17 protein-coding genes are annotated in these 20197 nt (G+C 75.1%); 6 read left to right on the top strand and 11 right to left on the bottom strand.

All coding sequences use genetic code 11. The features are described 5' to 3' along the window. Positions 1 to 102: 102 nt before the first annotated feature. Complete coding sequence (gene rpmI / locus LIX60_RS27260) at positions 103 to 297, bottom strand: 50S ribosomal protein L35 (RefSeq protein WP_019708837.1); 195 nt, start codon at positions 295 to 297, stop codon at positions 103 to 105. A 150-nt stretch (positions 298 to 447) separates the two neighbouring features. Then, on the bottom strand, positions 448 to 1083 hold the full coding sequence (gene infC, locus LIX60_RS27255; RefSeq protein WP_095757635.1) for a translation initiation factor IF-3: 636 nt from the start codon (positions 1081 to 1083) through the stop codon (positions 448 to 450). Positions 1084 to 1445: 362 nt separating this feature from the next. Between infC and LIX60_RS27250 the strand changes: the two genes are divergently transcribed. Beyond that, on the top strand, positions 1446 to 1832 hold the full coding sequence (locus LIX60_RS27250; protein ID WP_019708839.1) for a DUF1844 domain-containing protein: 387 nt from the start codon (positions 1446 to 1448) through the stop codon (positions 1830 to 1832). Positions 1833 to 1869: 37 nt separating this feature from the next. Here the strand turns inward: LIX60_RS27250 and LIX60_RS27245 are convergent, their stop codons facing one another. The 4 genes from LIX60_RS27245 to LIX60_RS27230 all read right to left on the bottom strand — a co-directional run bounded on the left by LIX60_RS27245 (position 1870) and on the right by LIX60_RS27230 (position 5851). Further along, positions 1870 to 2610, bottom strand: coding sequence for an MIP family channel protein (locus tag LIX60_RS27245; RefSeq protein ID WP_227961520.1), 741 nt, complete (start codon positions 2608 to 2610; stop codon positions 1870 to 1872). Between the two features lie 57 nt (positions 2611 to 2667). Further along, positions 2668 to 3408 (bottom strand): SseB family protein, encoded by a 741-nt coding sequence (locus tag LIX60_RS27240; RefSeq protein ID WP_227961518.1) that lies wholly within the window; start codon positions 3406 to 3408, stop codon positions 2668 to 2670. 65 nt (positions 3409 to 3473) lie between these two features. Continuing rightward, positions 3474 to 4664, bottom strand: a complete 1191-nt coding sequence (gene mycP / locus LIX60_RS27235; protein ID WP_374117993.1) for a type VII secretion-associated serine protease mycosin — start codon at positions 4662 to 4664, stop codon at positions 3474 to 3476. A gap of 158 nt (positions 4665 to 4822) precedes the next feature. After that, entirely contained in the window at positions 4823 to 5851 is a 1029-nt protein-coding gene (locus LIX60_RS27230) for a hypothetical protein (RefSeq protein WP_227961513.1), read from the bottom strand. Positions 5852 to 6272: 421 nt separating this feature from the next. Between LIX60_RS27230 and LIX60_RS27225 the strand changes: the two genes are divergently transcribed. Further along, positions 6273 to 7478, top strand: coding sequence for an amino acid deaminase/aldolase (locus tag LIX60_RS27225; protein WP_227961511.1), 1206 nt, complete (start codon positions 6273 to 6275; stop codon positions 7476 to 7478). A 39-nt stretch (positions 7479 to 7517) separates the two neighbouring features. Here the strand turns inward: LIX60_RS27225 and LIX60_RS27220 are convergent, their stop codons facing one another. From LIX60_RS27220 to LIX60_RS27205, 4 genes are all read right to left on the bottom strand, one after another. Then, positions 7518 to 8546, bottom strand: a complete 1029-nt coding sequence (locus LIX60_RS27220) for a DUF2510 domain-containing protein (RefSeq protein ID WP_227962944.1) — start codon at positions 8544 to 8546, stop codon at positions 7518 to 7520. Between the two features lie 96 nt (positions 8547 to 8642). Continuing rightward, entirely contained in the window at positions 8643 to 9425 is a 783-nt protein-coding gene (locus LIX60_RS27215; protein ID WP_227961509.1) for a 3-oxoacyl-ACP reductase, read from the bottom strand. A 119-nt stretch (positions 9426 to 9544) separates the two neighbouring features. Further along, complete coding sequence (locus tag LIX60_RS27210; protein WP_227961507.1) at positions 9545 to 10906, bottom strand: aldehyde dehydrogenase; 1362 nt, start codon at positions 10904 to 10906, stop codon at positions 9545 to 9547. 138 nt (positions 10907 to 11044) lie between these two features. Beyond that, a complete protein-coding gene (locus LIX60_RS27205) occupies positions 11045 to 12412 on the bottom strand; it encodes a glutamine synthetase family protein (RefSeq protein ID WP_227961505.1) in 1368 nt (455 codons plus the stop codon). 133 nt (positions 12413 to 12545) lie between these two features. Here LIX60_RS27205 and LIX60_RS27200 point away from each other — a divergent pair, with 133 nt between their 5' ends. The 4 genes from LIX60_RS27200 to LIX60_RS27180 all read left to right on the top strand — a co-directional run bounded on the left by LIX60_RS27200 (position 12546) and on the right by LIX60_RS27180 (position 17272). Beyond that, positions 12546 to 13328, top strand: a complete 783-nt coding sequence (locus tag LIX60_RS27200; protein WP_227961503.1) for a FadR/GntR family transcriptional regulator — start codon at positions 12546 to 12548, stop codon at positions 13326 to 13328. A 320-nt stretch (positions 13329 to 13648) separates the two neighbouring features. Beyond that, entirely contained in the window at positions 13649 to 15148 is a 1500-nt protein-coding gene (gene eat / locus LIX60_RS27195; RefSeq protein ID WP_227961500.1) for an ethanolamine permease, read from the top strand. Between the two features lie 192 nt (positions 15149 to 15340). Beyond that, a complete protein-coding gene (locus LIX60_RS27185; RefSeq protein WP_227961498.1) occupies positions 15341 to 16051 on the top strand; it encodes a gamma-glutamyl-gamma-aminobutyrate hydrolase family protein in 711 nt (236 codons plus the stop codon). A gap of 315 nt (positions 16052 to 16366) precedes the next feature. Next, a complete protein-coding gene (locus tag LIX60_RS27180) occupies positions 16367 to 17272 on the top strand; it encodes a 5'-3' exonuclease (protein ID WP_265585840.1) in 906 nt (301 codons plus the stop codon). 93 nt (positions 17273 to 17365) lie between these two features. On the opposite strand, the gene LIX60_RS27175 is transcribed toward LIX60_RS27180, so the two are convergent. Then, entirely contained in the window at positions 17366 to 20185 is a 2820-nt protein-coding gene (locus LIX60_RS27175) for an RNA helicase (protein ID WP_227961494.1), read from the bottom strand. Positions 20186 to 20197: the final 12 nt, after the last annotated feature.

The raw sequence follows: 20197 nt of genomic DNA, 5'->3' as shown, positions 1-20197 counted from the left end.
GTACGGGGCCGCGGGATGGTCACACGGCCCGGATCGACGGGTCCCGGTTCTGCGGCGCACCGCCCCGGTCCGCGTCCCTGGGGACGCCCGGGGCGGTCTGCGTCACTTGCCGAGAAGCTTCTTGATCTTCTTGGCGTCGGCCGGGGCCATCTCGGTCTTGCCGGCAAGACGGCGCGTCAGGGTGGACGGCTTGTGCTCGAGAAGGTGGCGGCGACCGGCGCGCTGGCGCATCACCTTGCCGGAGCCGGTGAGCTTGAAGCGCTTGCGTGCACCACTGTGCGTCTTGTTCTTCGGCATGTCGCCGTTCTCTCCTCGTAGGTGGCGCCTCCCCGGTCCGGAGGACCGGCCTGCGGAAGCGTCAGTTGGTTCGGTTGGTGTCCGGGACGGCCGTCCCGGACGGGGTTCCCGCGCGGACCCACCGGGCCCGCGGCCGCGGGTGCCCGGGGGTCACGACGCCTCGGCGGGCTCCTCGGCGGGCTGCTGCTCGCCGGCGGCCTCGGCCTTGCGGGCCGCCTTCAGCTCGCGGGCTTCGGCCATCGCCTCGGTCTTCTTCTTGTGCGGACCGAGAACCATGATCATGTTCCGGCCGTCCTGCTTGGGATTGGACTCGACGAAGCCCAGGTCCTGGACGTCCTCCGCGAGCCGCTGGAGCAGCCGGAAGCCCAGCTCGGGGCGGGACTGCTCGCGCCCGCGGAACATGATCGTGATCTTGACCTTGTCGCCCTGCTTGAGGAACCGGACGACGTGACCCTTTTTGGTGTCGTAGTCGTGCGGATCGATCTTCGGCCGGAGCTTCATCTCCTTGATGACCGTGTGCGCCTGGTTCTTGCGCGCCTCACGGGCCTTCATGGCCGACTCGTACTTGAACTTCCCGTAGTCCATGAGCTTGCACACGGGGGGACGGGCGTTCGCCGCCACCTCGACAAGGTCGAGGTCGTACTCCTGTGCGAGCTCCAGTGCCTTGGCAAGCGGCACGATGCCGACCTGCTCGCCACTGGGACCGACGAGTCGTACCTCGGGGACTCGGATCCGGTCGTTGATGCGGGGCTCGGCGCTGATGGGGCCTCCTCGGTTAGCACCCACGCGACCGTCTGGCGGACAACCGCGTAACGTCTGATCTGACGACCACCGCGCGGCACGCAAAAACGCCCCGGACGGGACACAGGCGGAGCTCCGCGGAAACCGGGAGCACCGCCACGGTTCACCGTGGGGCGCATCGGCGGTGCCGCCCGGCCGCGACCGCGAGCCGAAGAGCACTGCCTGACCGGTGACCCGCCGGCCGCGAAGCCGGTCAGGTGGGAGAACGGAGCCTCCACTTGCGGGTCGGTCACATGAGTGTCCGACCGGTCGTGCGTCCAATATACCAGCGCCCGGGCCGCCCGTCGCACCGGCTCCGGCGGGCTCTAGGCTGAGGGCGTCCCCTCCACCGAAAGTGAAGCCGAGCCATGAGTGACGTTCCTCCGCAGCAGCCCGCCTCCCCCGGACCCGGCGAGCCCGGCCCCGACTTCGACAGCATGACCCGGGACATCGCGGAGGTCCCCGCCGTCGAGGTGATCACGACGGTGGCGGTGCACCTGATGAGCGCCGCGGCGGTCAACCTCGGCCTCGCCGAGGAGGGCCCGGAGCACAAGGACCTGGACGAGGCCCGGAAGCTGATCACCGCGCTGGCCGGGCTGGTCACCGCCGGCGCCACCGAGGTCGGCTCGTACCACGCCTCACCGCTGCGGGACGGGCTCAAGTCGCTCCAGCTCGCCTTCCGCGAGGCGTCCGTGGTGCCGGACGAGCCGGGCCAGGGCCCGGGCGAGAAGTTCACCGGGCCCGTCCTCGGCTGAGGCCGGGAGCGGGGGCCGGGGCCGGGGCCCGGGCCGGTCACCGCCGGCCGCCGCCCCCGGCGTCCGCGGCCGCGGCCTCGTCGGCGATCTGCCGCGGCTCCCCGGCCGGGTGCGTCACCCCGTGCACGACCGCGGCCAGCGCCCCGCCGGCCAGCGGCGCCAGGATGAACAGCCAGAGCTGCGCCAGGGCGTCCGGGCCGGCGAAGATCGCGGGGCCGATGGACCGGGCCGGGTTCACGGACGTACCGGTGAGCGGGATGCCGACCAGATGGACCGCGGCCAGCGCCAGGCCCATCGCCAGGCCGTCGAAGCCGACCACCGCGACCCGGTGGGTGACGTCCAGGATCACGTAGACCAGCAGGAAGGTCAGGACGGTCTCGGCGACCAGCGCGCCGAAGGTGTTGACGCCGACCGGGGAGCGGTACCCGTAGCCGTTGCTGCCGAAGGCGCCGCTCGTCTCCAGGCCCGGTACCTGTTTGGCCAGGATGAACAGCAGCAGCGCTCCGGTGATGCCGCCCAGCACCTGCGCCACCCAGTACTCGACGGCCGCGCGCGGGGAGAGGCGCCCGGCCATCAGCATGCCGAGGGTGACCGCCGGGTTGATGTGACAGCCGGAGACCGGGCCCAGCGCGTAGGCCAGGGCCAGAAGAGTGAAGCCGAAGGTCAGGGCGATGCCGACGGTGCCGATGTACTCGGCGCCGAGTACGGCCGAACCCACCGCGAAGAACACCAGCAGCAGCGTGCCCAGGAACTCGGACACGGCTTTGCGCGCATCCATGACGCCCTCCTCACAGAGATCATGACGACTCTCCGCATTGTGGGGCGTTTCCGGACGTTACGCCTCCCGGGTGAAGAGCGGCTCCCCCGGCAGCGGGGTGCCCACCGGGAGCGGCGCCAGGTCCAGCCCGCGCACCAGCCGGGCCCGCAGCACCTCGTCGGCGGCGAGCGCGCCCGCCACCCGCCGGGTGGCCTCGCGGGCGTCCGCCTCCGGGGCGAGGACGAGCGCGAGGGTCCCGTCGGTCTCCCGCGCCGGGACGAGCCGGGCCCGGACGACGTCCGGCTCGGCGGCGAGCACCGCGCGCAGCGCGTCCCGGACGGCCGGGTCCGCGAGCGGGTCGGCGCTCTCCCGGCCCTCGGCCAGCGCCAGCAGCACCGGGCCGGTGAGCTCGTACGGCACCGGGCCGGCCAGGTCCAGGACCACGGTGTCGGCCTGCTCGTGGGCGGCGGCCCGCAGCGCCTGGTGGAACGGTACGGCGACCGGCCGGGCCTCCGGGTCCCAGCGGGCCAGCGCCTCGGTGGAGGTGAAGGCCGGCAGGGCGCGGCGGCCGCCGGGGGCCCGGAGCGTGGGCACGGCCATGTCGCTGGTCTTCTCGCGGCGCAGGCCGTCCGCGCCGGTCTCGGTCTCGCCGAGCACGGCGACGACCGGCACCAGCAGCCGGGTACCGGGCAGCGCGGACAGCACCGCGGCTTCGGCCGCGCGGTCGCCGGCGTAGGCCGTGAGGGCGGCGGCGAGCCGGGGGTCGGCGGAGCCGTCGTCGTCGGAGAAGGGGGATTCCGGGATGTTCTTGAGGGCCACGGGTCGAGGGTATCGGCCGGGGCGGCGGCCCCCGGCCCGGGTCCGCCGCCCCGCGAAGACCCTGTTCAGCGCAGGGGGAAGAGGAGGTCCGGGTCGCGGTTGCGGCGTCCGGCGTGCCAGAGGACGCCCGCGGTGGCGAGGAGGGCGCCGCCCGCCACGGCGGCGGACGTGGCCGGCAGGGCACCGCCGCCGTCGCCGTCCCCGTCGCCGGCCGGGCCCGCGCCGAAGTAGCGCTTGTGGTACGGGACGGGGCTCGGCTTCTGCGGGCGCGGGGTGAGGTCGCCGCCCGCCCGGATCGCCGCGGCCGGGTCGACCATGCCCCTCCCCAGGGCGTCGTCGCGGCCGCCGGGGGGCGAGTCCCGGGCGGTGTCCTCCAGCAGCTTCTTGACCTGCGCGGGGCTCAGCCCGGGGTGGGCCGAGCGGACCAGGGCCGCCGAGCCCGAGACGAACGCCGCGGCGGCGCTGGTGCCCCAGCCCTCGTAGTAGCGGCGGTCCGGGTCGGCTATGACGACGTCCACGCCGGGGGCGCAGACGGTGGCGTACCAGCGGCGGGTGGAGAAGGGCGCACGGGCGCCGAAGCGGTCGACGGCGGTCACGGCGATGACGCCGGGATAGGCCGCGGGGTAGGAGACCCGGTCGCCGTCCTCGCCGCCGTTGCCGGCGGAGGCGACCACCACGGCGCCCTTGGCGAGGGCGTACTGCACGGCGGAGTCCTCGCCCGGCTCGGGGTGTGCGGACTCGCTGTCGTCGCCGAGGGACAGGTTGATCACGTCGGCGCCCTGGTCAGCGGCCCAGCGGATGCCCTCGGCGAGCGCGCCGCCGCGGTTGCCGCGGGCCCGCTTACGGGCCGGGTCGCTGTCCTCCAGGATGACCCGGACCGGGAGGACCTTGGCGCGCGGGGCGACGCCGAGGACCCCGTCGCCGTTGCCGGGGCCGTGTCCGTGGCCCGCGATGATCCCGGCCATGGCGGTGCCGTGCCGGGCCCAGGCGCGGTCGCCGGGCCGCGCCCCGAAACCGATGAAGTCCTTGCCCTGCAGCACCTGGCCGGTCAGATCCGGGTGGTCGCCGTCGACGCCGGTGTCGAGGACGGCGACGGTGACGCCCTCCCCCTGGGTGGTCCGCCAGGCCTGCTCGGTGCGGAGCGCGTCCAGGGCCCACTCCTGGTCGCGTATGGCGTCGGCGTGGGCCGGGGACAGGCCGGAGGCCGCGGCGGTGGCCGCGAGGGCGAGGAGAAGCGCGGCGGCGGCCCGGCGCACCCGGCCGGCCGGCCGGCGGGCGGCCGGTCCGGCGGCATCCCGCCACCGCGCCCGCCACCGCGCCCGGCCGCGCGCGGACGGGGCGGGGCGCCGCCCCGGGGCGGCGGGCGGCGCCGGCCGGTGCTGCGGGCCGTCGTGCGGGGTGGCGGGGTCCGGGGTCATCCGCGCTCCTCCTCGGTGGCGGCGTCGCGGAAGCCGCGTTCCACGCGGTCCGCGACGCCCCGGGCGTCGTGGCCGAGGCCGGCCTGGGCGGGGGCGGCGGTCGCGCCGTCGGCGGTGGCCTCCTCGGCGGAGAGCCGGTCGCTCACCGTACGGCCGTCGGCGAAGCCGGAGACGGCGTAGACGACGGCCGGGAGGTCCGGCAGCACGCGGACGGTCCAGGAGGCGCGCTGTGCGTCGCCGAAGTCCTCGGCCGGGGTGTCCGGCGCGGCGTACGGACGCGGGATCAGATCGGCGCGGTCGCCGAGGTTCTCCCGTTCGAAGCGGTCGTGGAGCGCCTTCATGGCGGCCCGGTCGGTCCGGGTGACGACCAGTCCGACGGTGGTGACGCTGCTGCTGGTCACGTCCACGTAGGTGGCGCGCAGCAGGCGTTCGCAGCCGGCCGGGGAGAGGACCTTGGCCAGCAGCGGGTCGAAGGCCGCGGCGCAGTCGCCGTCCGGGGCGACGGCGATCCGGACCCAGGTGCGGTCGGTGCCGCCGGGGCCCGCGCCGTCGCCGGAGAGCGAGCGGGGGAAGATCTCGTCGACCGGGACGCTGTGCCAGAGGTCGCGTGCGCGGGTGAACTCGCTGCCCGCGGCGGTCTGTTCGCCGGTGCCACCGGTCAGCCAGCTTCCCGCGGCGGCCCCGCCGAGCAGGCCGAGGCCGAGGACGAGGCAGCCGGCGATGCCGGCGGTGCGCACCGGCGGCCGTATCCGCGCCAGCCGTTCGATCACCGCCCGGGGGGTGAGGCGGCGGAGCCGCTGCCGGAGCGGGAGGCGGGGCAGTTCGCGGCCGCGCCCGTCGCGTCCGTCCTGCCGGCCGCCGTCCCAGTTCTCCCAGTCCTCCCAGGCGAAGCGGGGGCGGGGCGCGCCGCCGGCCGGGTCCGTCCGGTCCGTCCCGGTGGTGCCGCCGTGCCCGAACGCGGGGGGCGCCGGGGCGAACCAGCTCTCCTGCGGTGCGGGCGGCGGCTGTTGGGGCTGCGGGGGCACGGCCGGCCGGGGCGGGGCACCGGCCGGGCGCGGAGGTACCGGGGGCCGCGGTGGTGTCCCCCGGGGCGGTGCGGTGGCGTCCGCGGGTCCCGGCGGAGCGGCGGGCGGGTGCGGGGGCGGGCCGGGCCAGGGCGGCGGGCTGCCGGGCGGTGGGGGCGGGAAGTCCTCGGACCGGCGGGCGGACGCGCGTGGGGCCTCGGCGCTCATCCGCCCCCCTTCGGTTCGTGCTCGCCCGGGCCGCTGGTCACCTTGCGGGGCAGGCCATTTCATCGTCGGTCATGCCACCGGCAACCGGAAGGCCGTGGCATGGGCGTCACTCTACGACGCGGAACCACCGGCGCGGCAACCGAAGCGGCTGCTTGGCCGGTTTGCCCGAGCCGTCCCCCTACCCAGCGGTAATGCCGTCTGGCAGGGTGACCGCATGGCCGCCCCGCACCGAGACAGGACCCGCTACGACCGGGCCACCGACCGTTTCGACGCCCCTCTGGCGATCGTCGACCTGGCGGCTTTCGACGCCAATGCCGCCGATCTCGTCCGCCGCGCCGGGGGCAAACCGCTCCGGGTGGCCTCCAAGTCGGTGCGCTGCCGGGCCCTGCTGGACCGGGTGCTGGCGCTGGACGGTTTCCGCGGGGTGATGTCCTTCACCCTGGCCGAGTCGCTGTGGCTGGCCCGCTCCGGAACGGCGGACGTGCTGCTGGCGTATCCGTCGGCGGACCGGGCGCGGTTCGCCGAACTGACGGCCGACCCCAAGCTCGCGGGGGCGGTGACCGTCATGGTGGACGACACCCGTCAGCTCGATCTGATCGACGCGGCGCGGGGCGGGGACGGCCGCCAGGAGGTCCGGGTCTGCCTGGAGCTGGACACCTCGCTGTGGCTGCTGGGCGGGCGGGTCCGCATCGGTCCGCGCCGCTCGCCGCTGCACGCGCCGGAGCAGCTGGCGGAGCTGGCCCGCGCGGTCGCCCGCCGTCCCGGCTTCCGGCTGGTGGGGCTGATGGCGTACGAGGGGCATGTGGCCGGGGTGGGTGACGCGGTCGCGGGCCGGCCGCTGCGCTCCCGGGCGGTGCGGCTGATGCAGGCGGCGGCGCGGCGGGAGCTCGCGGCCCGGCGGGCGGAGGCGGTGCGCGCGGTACGGGACGTGGCGCCGGAGCTGGAGTTCGTCAACGGCGGCGGCACGGGCAGCGTGCAGCACACGGCGGCCGAGGACGCGGTGACGGAGATCGCCGCGGGCTCGGGTCTGTTCATGCCGCGGCTGTTCGACGACTACACCTCGTTCCGGGGCCGCCCGGCGGCGCTCTTCGCGCTGCCCGTCGTCCGCCGCCCGGGGCCCGGGGTCGCGACCGTGCTGGGCGGCGGCTATCCGGCGTCCGGCGCGGCGGGGCGGGACCGGCTGCCCGTACCCCACCTCCCGGAGGGGCTGCGCTACGAGCCGCGGGAGGGCGCCGGGGAGGTGCAGACGCCGCTGCTGGGCCGGGCGGCGGACGAGCTGGCGATCGGGGACAAGGTGTGGTTCCGGCACGCCAAGGCCGGTGAACTGTGCGAACGGTTCGAGGAGTTGCTGCTGGTCGAGGACGACCGGGTGGTCGCCTCGGTGCCGACCTACCGGGGCGAGGGGCAGACCTTCCTCTGACCGTTCCCGCCGGGCCCGCGGGCGGGCCCGGCTGCCGGCTCAGACCTCGCGTCCGGCCGTCCCCCCGGGCGCGGTCAGCGGTTCGACGCCCGCGGTGATCGCGTCCATCTCCGAGAGGTCCGGGGCCTTCTCACCGGCGTCGAAGCCGAAGCGGATGACCACGAACTTCTCGGGGTCCAGCGGCGAGGGGAAGGCGACCGACTGCACATAGCCGCCCGCGCCCTCGGCCGTGGAGAGCTTCCAGCGCACCAGATGCCCCTGCTCGCCGGCGACCGTGACGGGCTCGGACTTGACCTCCTTGCGCGAGGTGATGCCGCCGTAGGCGTCGCTGCCGCTGCTGGGGCTCTTGCCGTAGGAGGCCTCGGCGTTCTTCGCGATGTCCTCCTCGGCGACGCCCTTGGCCGTGGTGGCCTTGTGGCCCTCCGCCGCCTGGGAGTTGACGCCGCCGCGGACGCACTTGAGCTTCTTGTCGCCGGGGCAGGGGTACGGGCCCGTGGTGAGGCCCGCCCCGTTGGCGCCGCTGCGGCCCTCCCAGCCCTCGGGCACGGGGAGGTAGATGCCGTTGACGGCGTCCATGGCACGGTCGCCGGACTCGGGCGGGAGCCCCCCGCCACCGTCCGGGGAGTCGTCCGGGGAGGCCTCCGGGCTGCCGTCGCCGCCGTCCGGCGGGGACGGGGAGGGGGTGGTGGGGGCGGGCGGGGCGGAGAGGCCCGGCCCCGGCGAGGACGCGGTGCCGGATCCGTCGCCGTCGTCCAGCAGGACGATGCCGCCGGCGATGGCCGCGACCAGCACCACCGCCGCGGTGACCAGCACGGCGAGCTTCGTGCCGCGCGAGGCGCCGGGGGACGGCGGCCGGTCCCGGATGTCGTACGGGGGCAGGTCCGGCGGCTCGGGCGGGCCGAAGCCGGCCATGCCGCCGAAACCGCCCGGCGGGGCGGCCGCGGCCGGGGCGGCGGCCTGTGCCTGCCGGGTGTGGTCGGTCCAGCCGGAACCGTCCCACCAGCGTTCCAGGGCCGGGCCGCCGCCCGTGTGTCCGGGGTCCGGGTACCAGCCGGGGGGTGTCGTCATGCTCACGCGATCAGCCTACGGCGACGGTTACGGTTCGTACACCAGTCCTCGCAGCCGGCGTCCCCCGTACCACCGTGCCCGTACCGCCCCGCCCCGCTAGAGCGGGGTGACGTACGCGCCCGCGAGCCCGCCGTCGACCAGGAACTCCGCCGCGTTGACGAAGGAGGAGTCGTCGCTGGCGAGGAAGGCGACGGCCGCGGCGATCTCCTCCGGCTCGGCGAAACGGCCCACGGGGATGTGCACCAGCCGGCGCGCGGCCCGCTCCGGGTCCTTGGCGAACAGCTCCTTCAGCAGCGGGGTGTTGACCGGCCCGGGGCACAGGGCGTTGACGCGGATGCCCTCGCGGGCGAACTGCACGCCCAGTTCGCGGGACATCGCGAGCACGCCGCCCTTGGAGGCGGTGTAGCTGATCTGGGAGGTGGCGGCGCCCATCCTGGCGACGAAGGACGCCGTATTGATCACCGAGCCCTTCCGCTGCCGCCGCATGTACGGGATGGCGTACTTGCAGCAGAGGTAGACGGAGGTGAGGTTGACCTCCTGGACGCGTTTCCAGGCGTCGAGGCCGGTGGTGAGGATCGAGTCGTCGTCGGGGGGCGAGATCCCGGCGTTGTTGAAGGCCACGTCGACCGAGCCGTACGTCTCGTACGCCGTCCGGAACAGCGCCTCGACCTGGCTCTCGTCGGTGACGTCCACGGCGGTGAACAGACCGCCGGTCTCCTCGGCGACGGCCTTGCCGGCCCGCTCGTCGAGGTCCGCGCAGACGACGTTGGCGCCCTCGGAGGCGAGCCGGCGGGCGGCGGCGAGGCCGATACCGCTGCCCGCTCCGGTGACGACGGCGGTGCGCCCGGGGAGGCGGCGGCACAGGGGCTGATCGGTCACGGCGGTTCTCCTCGCTGGTCGGTGCCGGGGGTCGGGCTGCGGGTGGCGGGCTGCGGGTGGCGGGTGGCGGGGGCCGGCGCTCCCGGACGCCGGGCGCACGGGCGTGCCCCCGGGCGCCCTCAGTCCTCGGTGCTGATGAACACGTTCTTGGTCTCGGTGAAGGCGGCCAGCGCCCCCGGGCCCAGCTCCCGCCCGATCCCGGACTCCTTGTAGCCGCCGAACGGGGTCGAATAGCGCACACTGCTGTGCGAGTTGACGGAGAGGTTGCCGGCCGCCACCGCGCGGGAGACCCGCAGGGCCCGTCCGGTGTCCCGGGTCCAGATCGAGCCGGACAGCCCGTAGCGGGTGGCGTTGGCCAGCCGTACCGCCTCCGCCTCGTCCTCGAAGCGCTGGACGACGGCGACGGGCCCGAACACCTCCTCGACGGCGGCGCTGCCCGCCCCGGCGGCATCCAGGACGGTCGCGGGGTACCAGAAGCCCCTGCCCGCGGGGGCCGTGCCGCGGATGGCGGCGGGCGCGTCCTCGGGGACGTGGGACCGTACGCGCTCCCGCTGGGCGGCCGAGATCAGCGGGCCCATGAGGGTGGCGGGGTCGGCCGGGTCGCCGGCCGTGAAGGCGTGCACGGCGGGTTCGAGCAGTTCCATGAACCGGTCGTAGGCGGAGGACTGCACCAGGATGCGGCTGCGGGCGCAGCAGTCCTGGCCGGTGTTGTCGAGGAAGGAGCCGGGGGCGGCGGCCGCGGCCCGTTCGAGGTCGGCGTCGGCGAAGACGATGTTGGGGCTCTTGCCGCCCAGTTCGAGCGTCACGCGCTTGACGTGCGCCGCGCACTTCGCCATGACGGACTTCCCGACGGCGGTGGAGCCGGTGAAGACGACCTTGGCGACGTCCGGGTGCTCGACGAGGGCGTTGCCGGCGACGGGTCCGGTGCCGGGCAGCACCTGGAAGAGCCCTTCGGGCAGTCCGGCCTCGCGTGCCAGTTCGGCCAGGCGCAGCGCGGTCAGCGGAGTGGTCTCCGCGGGCTTGAGGAGGACGGCGTTGCCCGCCGCCAGGGCGGGGGCGGTGCCCCAGGCGGCGACGGGCATCGGGAAGTTCCACGGTGCGATGACGGCGACGACGCCCAGCGGCTCCCGGAAGGTGAGGTTCACCCCGCCCGCGACCGGGATCTGGCTGCCGGTGAGGCGCTCCACTCCCCCGGCGGCGTAGTCGAGCAGGTCCCGCACATTGCCGGCTTCCCAGCGGGCGTTGCCGAGGGGGTGCCCGGCCTCGGTCACCTCCAGCCGCGCCAGCTCCTCCAGCCGCCCGTCGACGGCGGCGGCGAAGCGGCGCAGCAGCCGGGCCCGGTCGGCGGGCGCGAGGGCGGCCCAGGTGCGCTGGGCCGCGGCGGCCCGGGTCACGGCGGTGGCGACGTCCTCGGCGGTGGCGGCCGGGACGGTCGCGACGGTCTCCTCGGTCGCGGGGTTGATCACGCGAAGCTGGTGCACGCTGTCCGCTCTCCCCGGGGCCCGGTCGCCCCTGTCGTGCTGTGCTGGTGTGGTCTGCCGGCGTGTGCCGTTCTCGCCCGCCGCGGTCTCCGGCGCCCATGGTGGCCGGTGCCGGGTCCCGGGCGGGTCCGGCGCGCGTCACATCCGCTCGAAGGAGCGGTAGCGCTCCCAGTCGGTGACCGCGCTGTCGTAGGCCCGCTGCTCGACGCGCGCCATGGTGAGGTAGTGCTCGACCACCTCGTCGCCGAAGGCGGCGCGGGCGAGCGGGCTGGCCTCCCAGAGGTCGGCGGCCTCGCGGAGCGTGGTGGGGACGTGCTCGGCGTCGCCCGCGTAGGCGTTGCCGGTGCAGGGCTCACCCGGGTCCAGCTCGTTCTCGATGCCGTACAGCCCGGCGGCGATCATGCCGGCGACGGCGAGGTACGGGTTGACGTCCCCGCCGGGCAGCCGGTTCTCCAGCCGGTGGGAGCGGCCGTGGCCGATGACGCGCAGCGCGCAGGTGCGGTTGTCCGGCCCCCAGGCGACGGCGGTGGGCGCGAAGGAGCCGGGGCGGAAGCGCTTGTAGGAGTTGATGTTGGGGGCGTGGAGGAGGGTGAAGTCCCGCAGCGCGGCGAGCTGTCCGGCGAGGAAGTGCCGCATCGTCGCGGACATGCCGTACGGGCCGGAGTCGTCGGCGAGGACGGGGCGGCCGGCGCCGTCGCGCAGGGAGAGATGGATGTGGCAGGAGTTGCCCTCGCGTTCGTCGTACTTGGCCATGAAGGTGAGGGCCACTCCTTCCTGGGCGGCGATCTCCTTGGCCCCGGTCTTGTAGACGGAGTGCTGGTCGCAGGTGGTGAGGGCGTCGTCGTAGCGGAAGGCGATCTCGTGCTGGCCGAGGTTGCACTCGCCCTTGGCGGACTCCACGACCAGGCCCGCGGCGGCCATCTCGGTGCGGATGCGGCGCAGCAGCGGTTCGACGCGGCCGGTGCCGAGGACGGAGTAGTCCACGTTGTACTGGTTGGCGGGGGTCAGCCCGCGGTAGCCGCCGTCCCAGGCCTCCTCGTAGGAGTTCCTGAACACCATGAACTCCAGCTCGGTGCCCACCTGGGCGGTCCAGCCGCGCTCGGCGAGCCGGTCGAGCTGGCGGCGGAGCACCTGGCGCGGCGAGGCGGCGACGGGGGTGCCGTCGTGCCAGGAGAGGTCGGCGGTGAGCAGGGCGGTGCCCGGGTTCCACGGGGTGCGGCGCAGGGTGGAGGTGTCGGCGGTCATGCGGAAGTCGCCGTAGCCGCGCTCCCAGGAGGCCATGGCGTAGCCGTCGACGGTGTTGAGGTCGACGTCCACGGCGAGGAGGTAGTTGCACCCCTCGGAGCCGTGCTCCAGGACCTCGTCGAGGAAGAACGGGGCGGCGAACCGCTTGCCCTGGAGTCTGCCCTGCATGTCGGTGAAGGCGAGGACGACGGTGTCGATCTCGCCGCTGCCGGCGAGCCGTCGCAGTTCCGCGACGGAGAGCGGGGGCGTGCGTCCTGCCACGGTGTGTCCTCCCTGGGGTCCGGAGCCGGTCCGGGGCGCGCGGGCGGAGCGGGCAGGAGGTCTCCCGCCGTGTCGCCGCGGTACCGGAGGCCATAAGGTAGCCGCTGAGACCATTGGCTGGGAAGAGGTGGCCATGAGCGGGGACGGCGCGCCGGGCGCGGAGTCCGGTGATGTGGAGCCCGGTGGCGTGGAGCCCGGGAGCGCGGACCGGCTGGCGCCGGTGCTGCGCCCGGTCCGGGCGGGCAACGGCTTCGAGGAGGCGCTGGAGCAGATCCTCCAGGTGCTGCGCCTGGGCCTGGTCCCGCAGGGCGGGCGGCTGCCGTCGGAGCGGGAGCTGGCGGGGCGGCTGGGCATCAGCCGGGTGACGCTCCGGGAGGTGCTGAAGGTGCTCGCCGACCAGGGGCTCGTCGAGAGCCGCCGCGGCCGCTACGGCGGAACGTTCGTCCTGCCGGGCCCCGGAGCGGGCGGCGGCGCGGAGGCCGGACTGCGGCGGCGGATCGCGGAGGTGGACGTCGAGGACGCGCTCCGGTTCCGTGAGGTGCTGGAGGTCGGGGCGGCCGGCCTGTGCGCGGAGGACGGCCTCACCGGCCGCTCGGCGGACCGGCTGCGCGCCGCGCTGGCCGCCACCCGCGACGCGACCCCGGCGGACTACCGGCGGCTGGACACCCTGCTCCACCTGACGCTGGCGGAGCTCAGCGGCTCCCCCACCCTGGCCGCCCAGTACGCCGCCGTCCGGGCCTCCCTGAACGACCTGCTGGACCGCATCCCGCTGCTCGTGCGGAACCTGGAGCACTCGCAGCGGCAGCACACGGCGCTGGTGGAGGCCGTCCTGGAGGGCGACGCGGACGGCGCCCGCGAGGTGATGCGCGAGCACTGCGCGGGCACGGCGTCGCTGCTGCGGGGGTTCCTGGCCTGAGCCGGGCGGGGGCGGCGCCGCGGTCCGGGCCGGAGCGGGCGCCCGGGGCGCGGCACCCGGCACCCGGGCCCCGGCGCGGGCCCGTCCGCACGGCCGGCGCGCCTCCGAACAGCCGGCCGGACTCGGACAACCGGCCCGGCCCCCGTACGGACGGCCCCGTCCCCGTACGGCATGGGGCCCACCGGGCGGGGAAGACATGGCCCGTCGCGGAGCGCGGGCCGCCAGGTGTTTACCGGCGGTTAACGCACACCCCTTGCGCACGGCCGCCCACCGGGGCAATGGTATGGCGCTAAACCATTGCCCCCAGGCAGGAGCGGCTCATGGCCGATGGCATCGACTCGCGCCCCGCAACCCCGACCACCGCACCGCCGGGCGGCGGCTCCCCCGGCACCGGCACGCAGGGACACCACCCGCACCACGGCTACCTGGAGCGGCGCTCGCTGCGCCAGGGGAGCGCCGGCTGGCTGCTGCTGACCGGCCTCGGCGTCGCGTACGTCGTCTCCGGCGACTTCTCCGGCTGGAACTTCGGCCTCGCCGAGGGCGGCTTCGGCGGACTCGCCGTCGCCACCGTCCTCATGGGCCTGATGTACACCTGCATGGTCTTCGCCCTGGCCGAACTGGCCGCGATCCTGCCCACCGCGGGCGGCGGCTACGGCTTCGCCCGGCGGGCCCTCGGCACCTGGGGCGGCTTCCTCACCGGCACCGCGATCCTCATCGAGTACGTCCTCGCCCCGGCGGCCATCTCCATCTTCATCGGCGACTACGTGGAATCCCTCGGCCTGTTCGGCCTGGAGTCCGGCTGGCCGCTGCAACTCGCCTGCTTCGTGGTCTTCGTCGGCATCCATCTGTGGGGCGTCGGCGAGGCCCTGCGGTTCAGCTTCGTCGTCACCGGGATCGCCGTGGCCGCTCTGCTGATCTTCGCCGTCGGCGCGTTCACCGAGTTCGACGCCTCCGGCCTCAACGACATCCCGGCCGACCCGGACGCCTTCGGCTCCAGCTCCTGGCTGCCGTTCGGGCTGCTGGGCATCTGGGCCGCCTTCCCGTTCGGCATGTGGTTCTTCCTCGGGGTGGAGGGCGTGCCGCTGGCCGCCGAGGAGACCCGCGACCCGGCCCGCACCCTGCCGAGGGCCATGGCCCTGTCCATGGGGATCCTGCTGCTGCTCGCGCTGATCACCTTCCTCGCCGCCACCGGCGCACGCGGCTCAGCCGCCATCCAGGACGCCGGCAACCCGCTGGTCGCCGCCCTGCAGGGGGACGGCGGGCCGACCCCGCTCAGCCGCTTCGTCAACTACGCGGGACTGGCCGGCCTGGTCGCCTCCTTCTTCTCCCTCGTCTACGCGGGCTCCCGGCAGCTCTTCGCCCTCTCCCGGGCCGGCTACCTCCCCCGCTTCCTCTCCCTCACCAGCCGCCGCAAGGCCCCCTGGCTCGGCCTGCTCGTGCCGGGCGCGATCGGCTTCTCCCTGGCCGCGGCGACGGGCGACGGCGCCCGGATGCTCAACGTCGCCGTCCTCGGCGCCACCATCTCCTACGCCCTGATGTCGCTCTCGCACATCGTGCTGCGCCGCCGCGAGCCGGACCTGCCGCGGCCGTACCGCACGCCGGGCGGCGCGGCCACCTCCGCGGTGGCGTTCGTCCTGGCCTGCTCGGCGCTGGTCGCGACCTTCCTGGTGGACCAGGACGCCGCGCTCATCACCCTCGGGGTGTACGCGGTCGCCGTGGCCTACTTTGCCTTCTACAGCCGCCACCGGCTCGTCGCCGCCGCGCCGGAGGAGGAGTTCGCCGCACTGGCCGCCGCCGAGGCCGAACTGGAACGCGACTGACGCCGGCCGCCCGGCCGCAGCAACCGCAGGCGCGCCGGGACGCGGACGGAGACCGATACACGAGCAGGAGCGGAACGGAACCGGCGGCGGGAACGGAGACGGGGGCGGTACGGGCCCGGCGCGGGCCCCGTACACCGCACCCGGACCCGCGAGCCGGAGACCCGGACCGCGACCGACGGGAGGAGCCCGACCGTGACCGAGCCCAGGCCGCTGATCGGCGTGAGCACCTATCTCGAAGCCGTGGCGCGCTGGGGCGTCTGGGAGCAGAGCGCGGCCCTGCTGCCGTCCGGCTACCACCGGCTTGTCCAGCGCGCGGGCGGCCTCGCCGCGATGCTGCCGCCGGACGAGCCGGCCGCGGCCGCCGCCGTGATCGCCCGGCTCGACGCCCTCGTCGTCGCGGGCGGCCCGGATGTGGAACCCGTGCGGTACGGGGCCGCCCCGCACCCCATGACCGGGCCGCCCGCGCGTGAACGGGACGCCTGGGAGAGCGCGCTGCTGGAGGCCGCGCTGGAGTCCGGCACGCCGGTGCTCGGCATCTGCCGGGGCATGCAGCTGCTGAACGTGGTGCTGGGCGGCACCCTGGTCCAGCACCTGCCCGAGACCGCCGGGCCCGGCTGTGCGCACGGCGGGCCGCCCGGGGTCTTCGGGTCGCATGTGGTGAAGCCGGTGCCGGGGACCGCGCTGGCCCGGGCCCTGCCGGAGGCGGTCACCGTGCCCAGCTACCACCACCAGGCGGTGGACCGGCTCGGCCGCGGGCTGGTTCCGGGCGCATACGCCGAGGACGGCACCGTGGAGGCGGTCGAACTGCCCGGGGCCCCGGGGCTGGTGCTCGGCGTGCAGTGGCACCCGGAGGCCGGTGACGATCCGCGCGTGATGGAGACCCTGGTCCGGGCCGCCCGCTGAAGGGGCCCGCGCGCCCGGCATCCCCGTCCGGCCGCACCCCCGTGAACGGCCGGACGGGCCGGGCCGCGCCGGCCCGCCTCCGGCATTCTGTCCCGCGGGCGGCGGCGGACCCAACCGGATTTCCGCGCCCCGGGCCCCGGCGGACCGGAGCCGCCGGACTCGGACCGCCCCCACCGGACGGGGAACCGCGCGCCGCGGCCGGAGGCGGACCCTTCCCGGGGGACCCGGGGCCGCCCGCACCGCCCGGGCACCGCCCGGCGCCGCCCGGCGCTGTCGGTGCCCTGGGGCATCATCGGGTGCGTGACCCGACGCCTGATGCTTCTCGACACCGCCAGCCTCTACTTCCGCGCCTACTTCGGGGTGCCCGATTCGGTGAGGGCCCCCGACGGCAGCCCCGTCAACGCCGTGCGCGGACTGCTGGACTTCATCGCCCGGCTCGTCCACGACCACCACCCGGACGACCTCGTGGCCTGTATGGACGCCGACTGGCGGCCCGCGTGGCGGGTCGAGCTGATCCCCACCTACAAGGCGCACCGGGTCGCCGAGGAGAAGCCCGGCGGCCCGGACACCGAGGAGGTGCCCGACACCCTCTCCCCGCAGGTGCCCGTCATTGAGGAGGTGCTGGACGCCCTCGGCATCGCCCGCGTCGGCGTCCCCCGCTACGAGGCGGACGACGTGATCGGCACCCTCACGGCCCGCGCCCGGGGCCCGGTGGACATCGTCACCGGGGACCGCGATCTCTACCAGCTCGTGGACGACGCCCGCGGGGTTCGGGTGCTCTACCCCGTCAAGGGCGTCGGCACCCTGCAACTCGTCGACGAGGCCGCCCTCCGCGAGAAGTACGGGGTGGACGGCGCCGGTTACGCCGAGCTGGCGCTGCTGCGGGGCGATCCCAGCGACGGCCTGCCGGGCGTCCCCGGTATCGGGGAGAAGACCGCCGCCAAGCTGCTCGCCGCCCACGGCGATCTCGCCGGGATCATGGCCGCCGTCGGGGACCCGGCGTCGAAGATCAGCCCCGCGCAGCGCAGACGGCTGGACGAGGCCCGGGAGTATCTGGCGGTGGCGCCCGCGGTCGTACGGGTCGCCTCCGACGTGCCGCTGCCCGAGTTCGACCCGGCGCTCCCCCGCACACCCCGCGACCCGGCCGCGCTCGGCCGTCTCGCGGAACGCTGGGGCCTCGGCGGCTCCCTCCAGCGGCTGCTCACCGCTCTGGAGAGCTGAGGCGGGTCCCGCCGCGCCGGGGCGGCCCGCGGGACCGCGGCCGCCCCGCACCGTCGGCCCGTCTCAGCCCGCCTGAGCCCGCCGAAGCCCGCCTCAGCCCACCGAGGAGTAGGCCACCACCCCGCGGAGCATCCCGTCCACCGCGCGCCGGGCGTTGCGGCGGATCGGGGTGCCGTCCGGCGCCGCCTCCGCGATCTGTCCCAGGACGTCGATGACCTGCTTGCACCAGCGGACGAAGTCACCGGCGGGCATCTCCACCTCGCGCAGCACCTCGTCCAGCCCGTGCCCGGACGCCCAGCGGTGGGCGGACCAGGCGAAGCCCAGATCCGGCTCCCGCTGCCCGACGCCCTCGGTCTGGTTGATCCGGTGCTCCTCCTCCAGCGCGTCCAGCCGCCCCCAGATGCGCACCATCTCGCCCAGCGCCTGCTGGGCGGCGCCGGTGGGCAGCTTGGGCGGCAGGGCGTCGTCGGCGGAGCGGGCCTCGTAGACCAGCGCCGAGGCGCAGGCCGCCAGTTCGGCCGGTTTGAGGTCGTTCCAGACCCCCGCGCGCAGGCACTCGGAAGCCAGCAGGTCCAGCTCGCCGTAGAGCCGGGCCAGCCGGCGGCCGTCCTCCGTCACCTCGTCGCCTCGGAGATAGCCGAGGTCCGACAGCAGGGCGTAGACCCGGTCGAAGGTGCGGGCGATGGTGTTGGTCCGGCCCTCGATACGGCGCTCCAGCTGCCGGGTGTCCCGGCGCAGCCGGTGGTAGCGCTCGGCCCAGCGGGCGTGGTCCTCCCGGTCCGAGCAGCCGTGGCAGGGATGGGCGCGGATCTCGGTGCGCAGCCGGGCGATCTCGGCGTCGTCCGCCGCCGGGGCGCGGCCCCTGCGGTGCCGCTCCGGGGTGATGTGCCCGGCGCGGGTGCGCAGCGCGGAGGCCAGGTCCCGGCGGGAGTGCGGGGAGCGGGCGTTGAAGGACTTGGGGATGCGCATCCGGTCCAGCGCCTCGACGGGCACCGGGAAGTCGATCGACGCGAGCCGCTTGACCTGCCGCTCGGCGGTGAGCACCAGCGGGCGGGGCCCGTCGTGGTGGTCGAAGCCGCGGTGGCCGTTGGACCGCCCGGCGGGCAGGCCCGGGTCGAGGACCAGCGCCAGCCCGGCGTACTTGCCCGTCGGCACATGGATGACGTCACCCGGCCGGAGCTTCTCCAGGGCGGCCGCGGCCGCCACCCGGCGCTGCGCCGCGCCCTGCTTGGCGAGTTCGGTCTCGCGCTCCTTGAGGTCGCGGCGGAGGCGGGCGTACTCCTCGAAGTCGCCGAGATGGCAGGTCATGGAGGCGCGGTAGCCCTCCAGACCCTCCTCGTTCTTCTGCACCTGACGGGAGATGCCGACGACCGAGCGGTCCGCCTGGAACTGCGCGAAGGAGGTCTCCAGCAGTTCCCGGGAGCGGTGCCGCCCGAACTGGGAGACCAGATTGACCGCCATGTTGTACGAGGGCTTGAAGGAGGAGCGGAGCGGATAGGTGCGGGTGCCGGCCAGCCCGGCCAGCGCCTCCGGGTCCATGGCCCGCTGCCAGAGCACCACCGCGTGGCCCTCGACGTCGATGCCGCGGCGCCCGGCCCGGCCGGTGAGCTGGGTGTACTCGCCCGGCGTGATGTCCGCGTGCTGCTGGCCGTTCCACTTGACCAGCTTCTCCAGCACCACCGAGCGGGCGGGCATGTTGATGCCCAGGGCCAGCGTCTCGGTGGCGAAGACGGCCTTCACCAGGCCCTGGACGAACAGCTCCTCCACGACCTCCTTGAAGGTGGGCAGCATGCCGGCGTGGTGCGCGGCGATGCCCCGCTCCAGGCCCTCCAGCCACTCGAAGTAGCCGAGGACGTGCAGATCCTCGTCGGGGATGGTGGCGGTGCGCCGCTCGACGATCTCCCGGACCCGGCGGCGGGCGGGCTCGTCGTTGAGCCGCAGGCCGGCGGCCAGGCACTGCTGGACGGCGGCCTCGCAGCCGGCGCGGCTGAAGATGAACGTGATGGCGGGCAGCAGGCCCTCGGCGTCGAGCCGGTCGATGACCTCGACGCGGCTGGGCGTCCAGATCCGGCTGCGCTGGCGGCGTTCGCGCTCGCGGTCGGCCTCGCGGAGGACGCGGCCGCGCCGGCGGTCGCGGGGGCCGGTGGGGCGGCTGTTCTCCATCCGGGCGAGCCGGACCAGATCGGGGTTGACCTCGCGGCGCCCGGCGCCGTCCCGCCCGCTCTTCTCCTCGAAGAGGTCGTACATCCGCCGGCCGGCCAGGACGTGCTGCCAGAGCGGTACGGGGCGGTGCTCGGAGACGATCACCTCGGTGTCGCCGCGCACGGTGTCCAGCCAGTCGCCGAACTCCTCGGCGTTGGAGACCGTCGCGGAGAGGGAGACGAGGGTGACGGACTCGGGGAGGTGGATGATGACCTCCTCCCAGACCGCGCCGCGGAAACGGTCGGAGAGGTAGTGCACCTCGTCCATGACGACATAGCCGAGGCCCGTCAGGGACTGGGAGCCGGCGTAGAGCATGTTGCGCAGCACCTCGGTGGTCATGACGATCACCGGGGCCTCGCTGTTGACGCTGTTGTCGCCGGTCAGCAGGCCGACCTTGGCGGCGCCGTAGCGCTTCACGAGGTCGTTGTACTTCTGGTTGGAGAGCGCCTTGATCGGCGTGGTGTAGAAGCATTTGCGGCCCTGGGCGAGGGCCAGGTGGACGGCGAACTCGCCGACGATGGTCTTGCCGGAGCCGGTGGGCGCGGCGACCAGGACGCCCTTCCCCGCCTCCAGGGCCCGGCAGGCGTCGATCTGGAACGGGTCCAGGTCGAAGTCGTACATCGCGCGGAACGGGAGGAGCGCGGTGGCCTGCTCGGCGGCGCGGCTCCGGGCGGCGGCGTAGCGCTCGGCTGGGGACATGTCGTCGGTCATCGTATTCACGAG

Source organism: Streptomyces sp. S07_1.15, from assembly GCF_020739505.1.
Lineage (GTDB): Bacteria > Actinomycetota > Actinomycetes > Streptomycetales > Streptomycetaceae > Streptomyces > Streptomyces xinghaiensis.
Note: the sequence above shows the minus strand (reverse complement) of the source record. Positions and strands in the feature narration are given on the sequence as shown.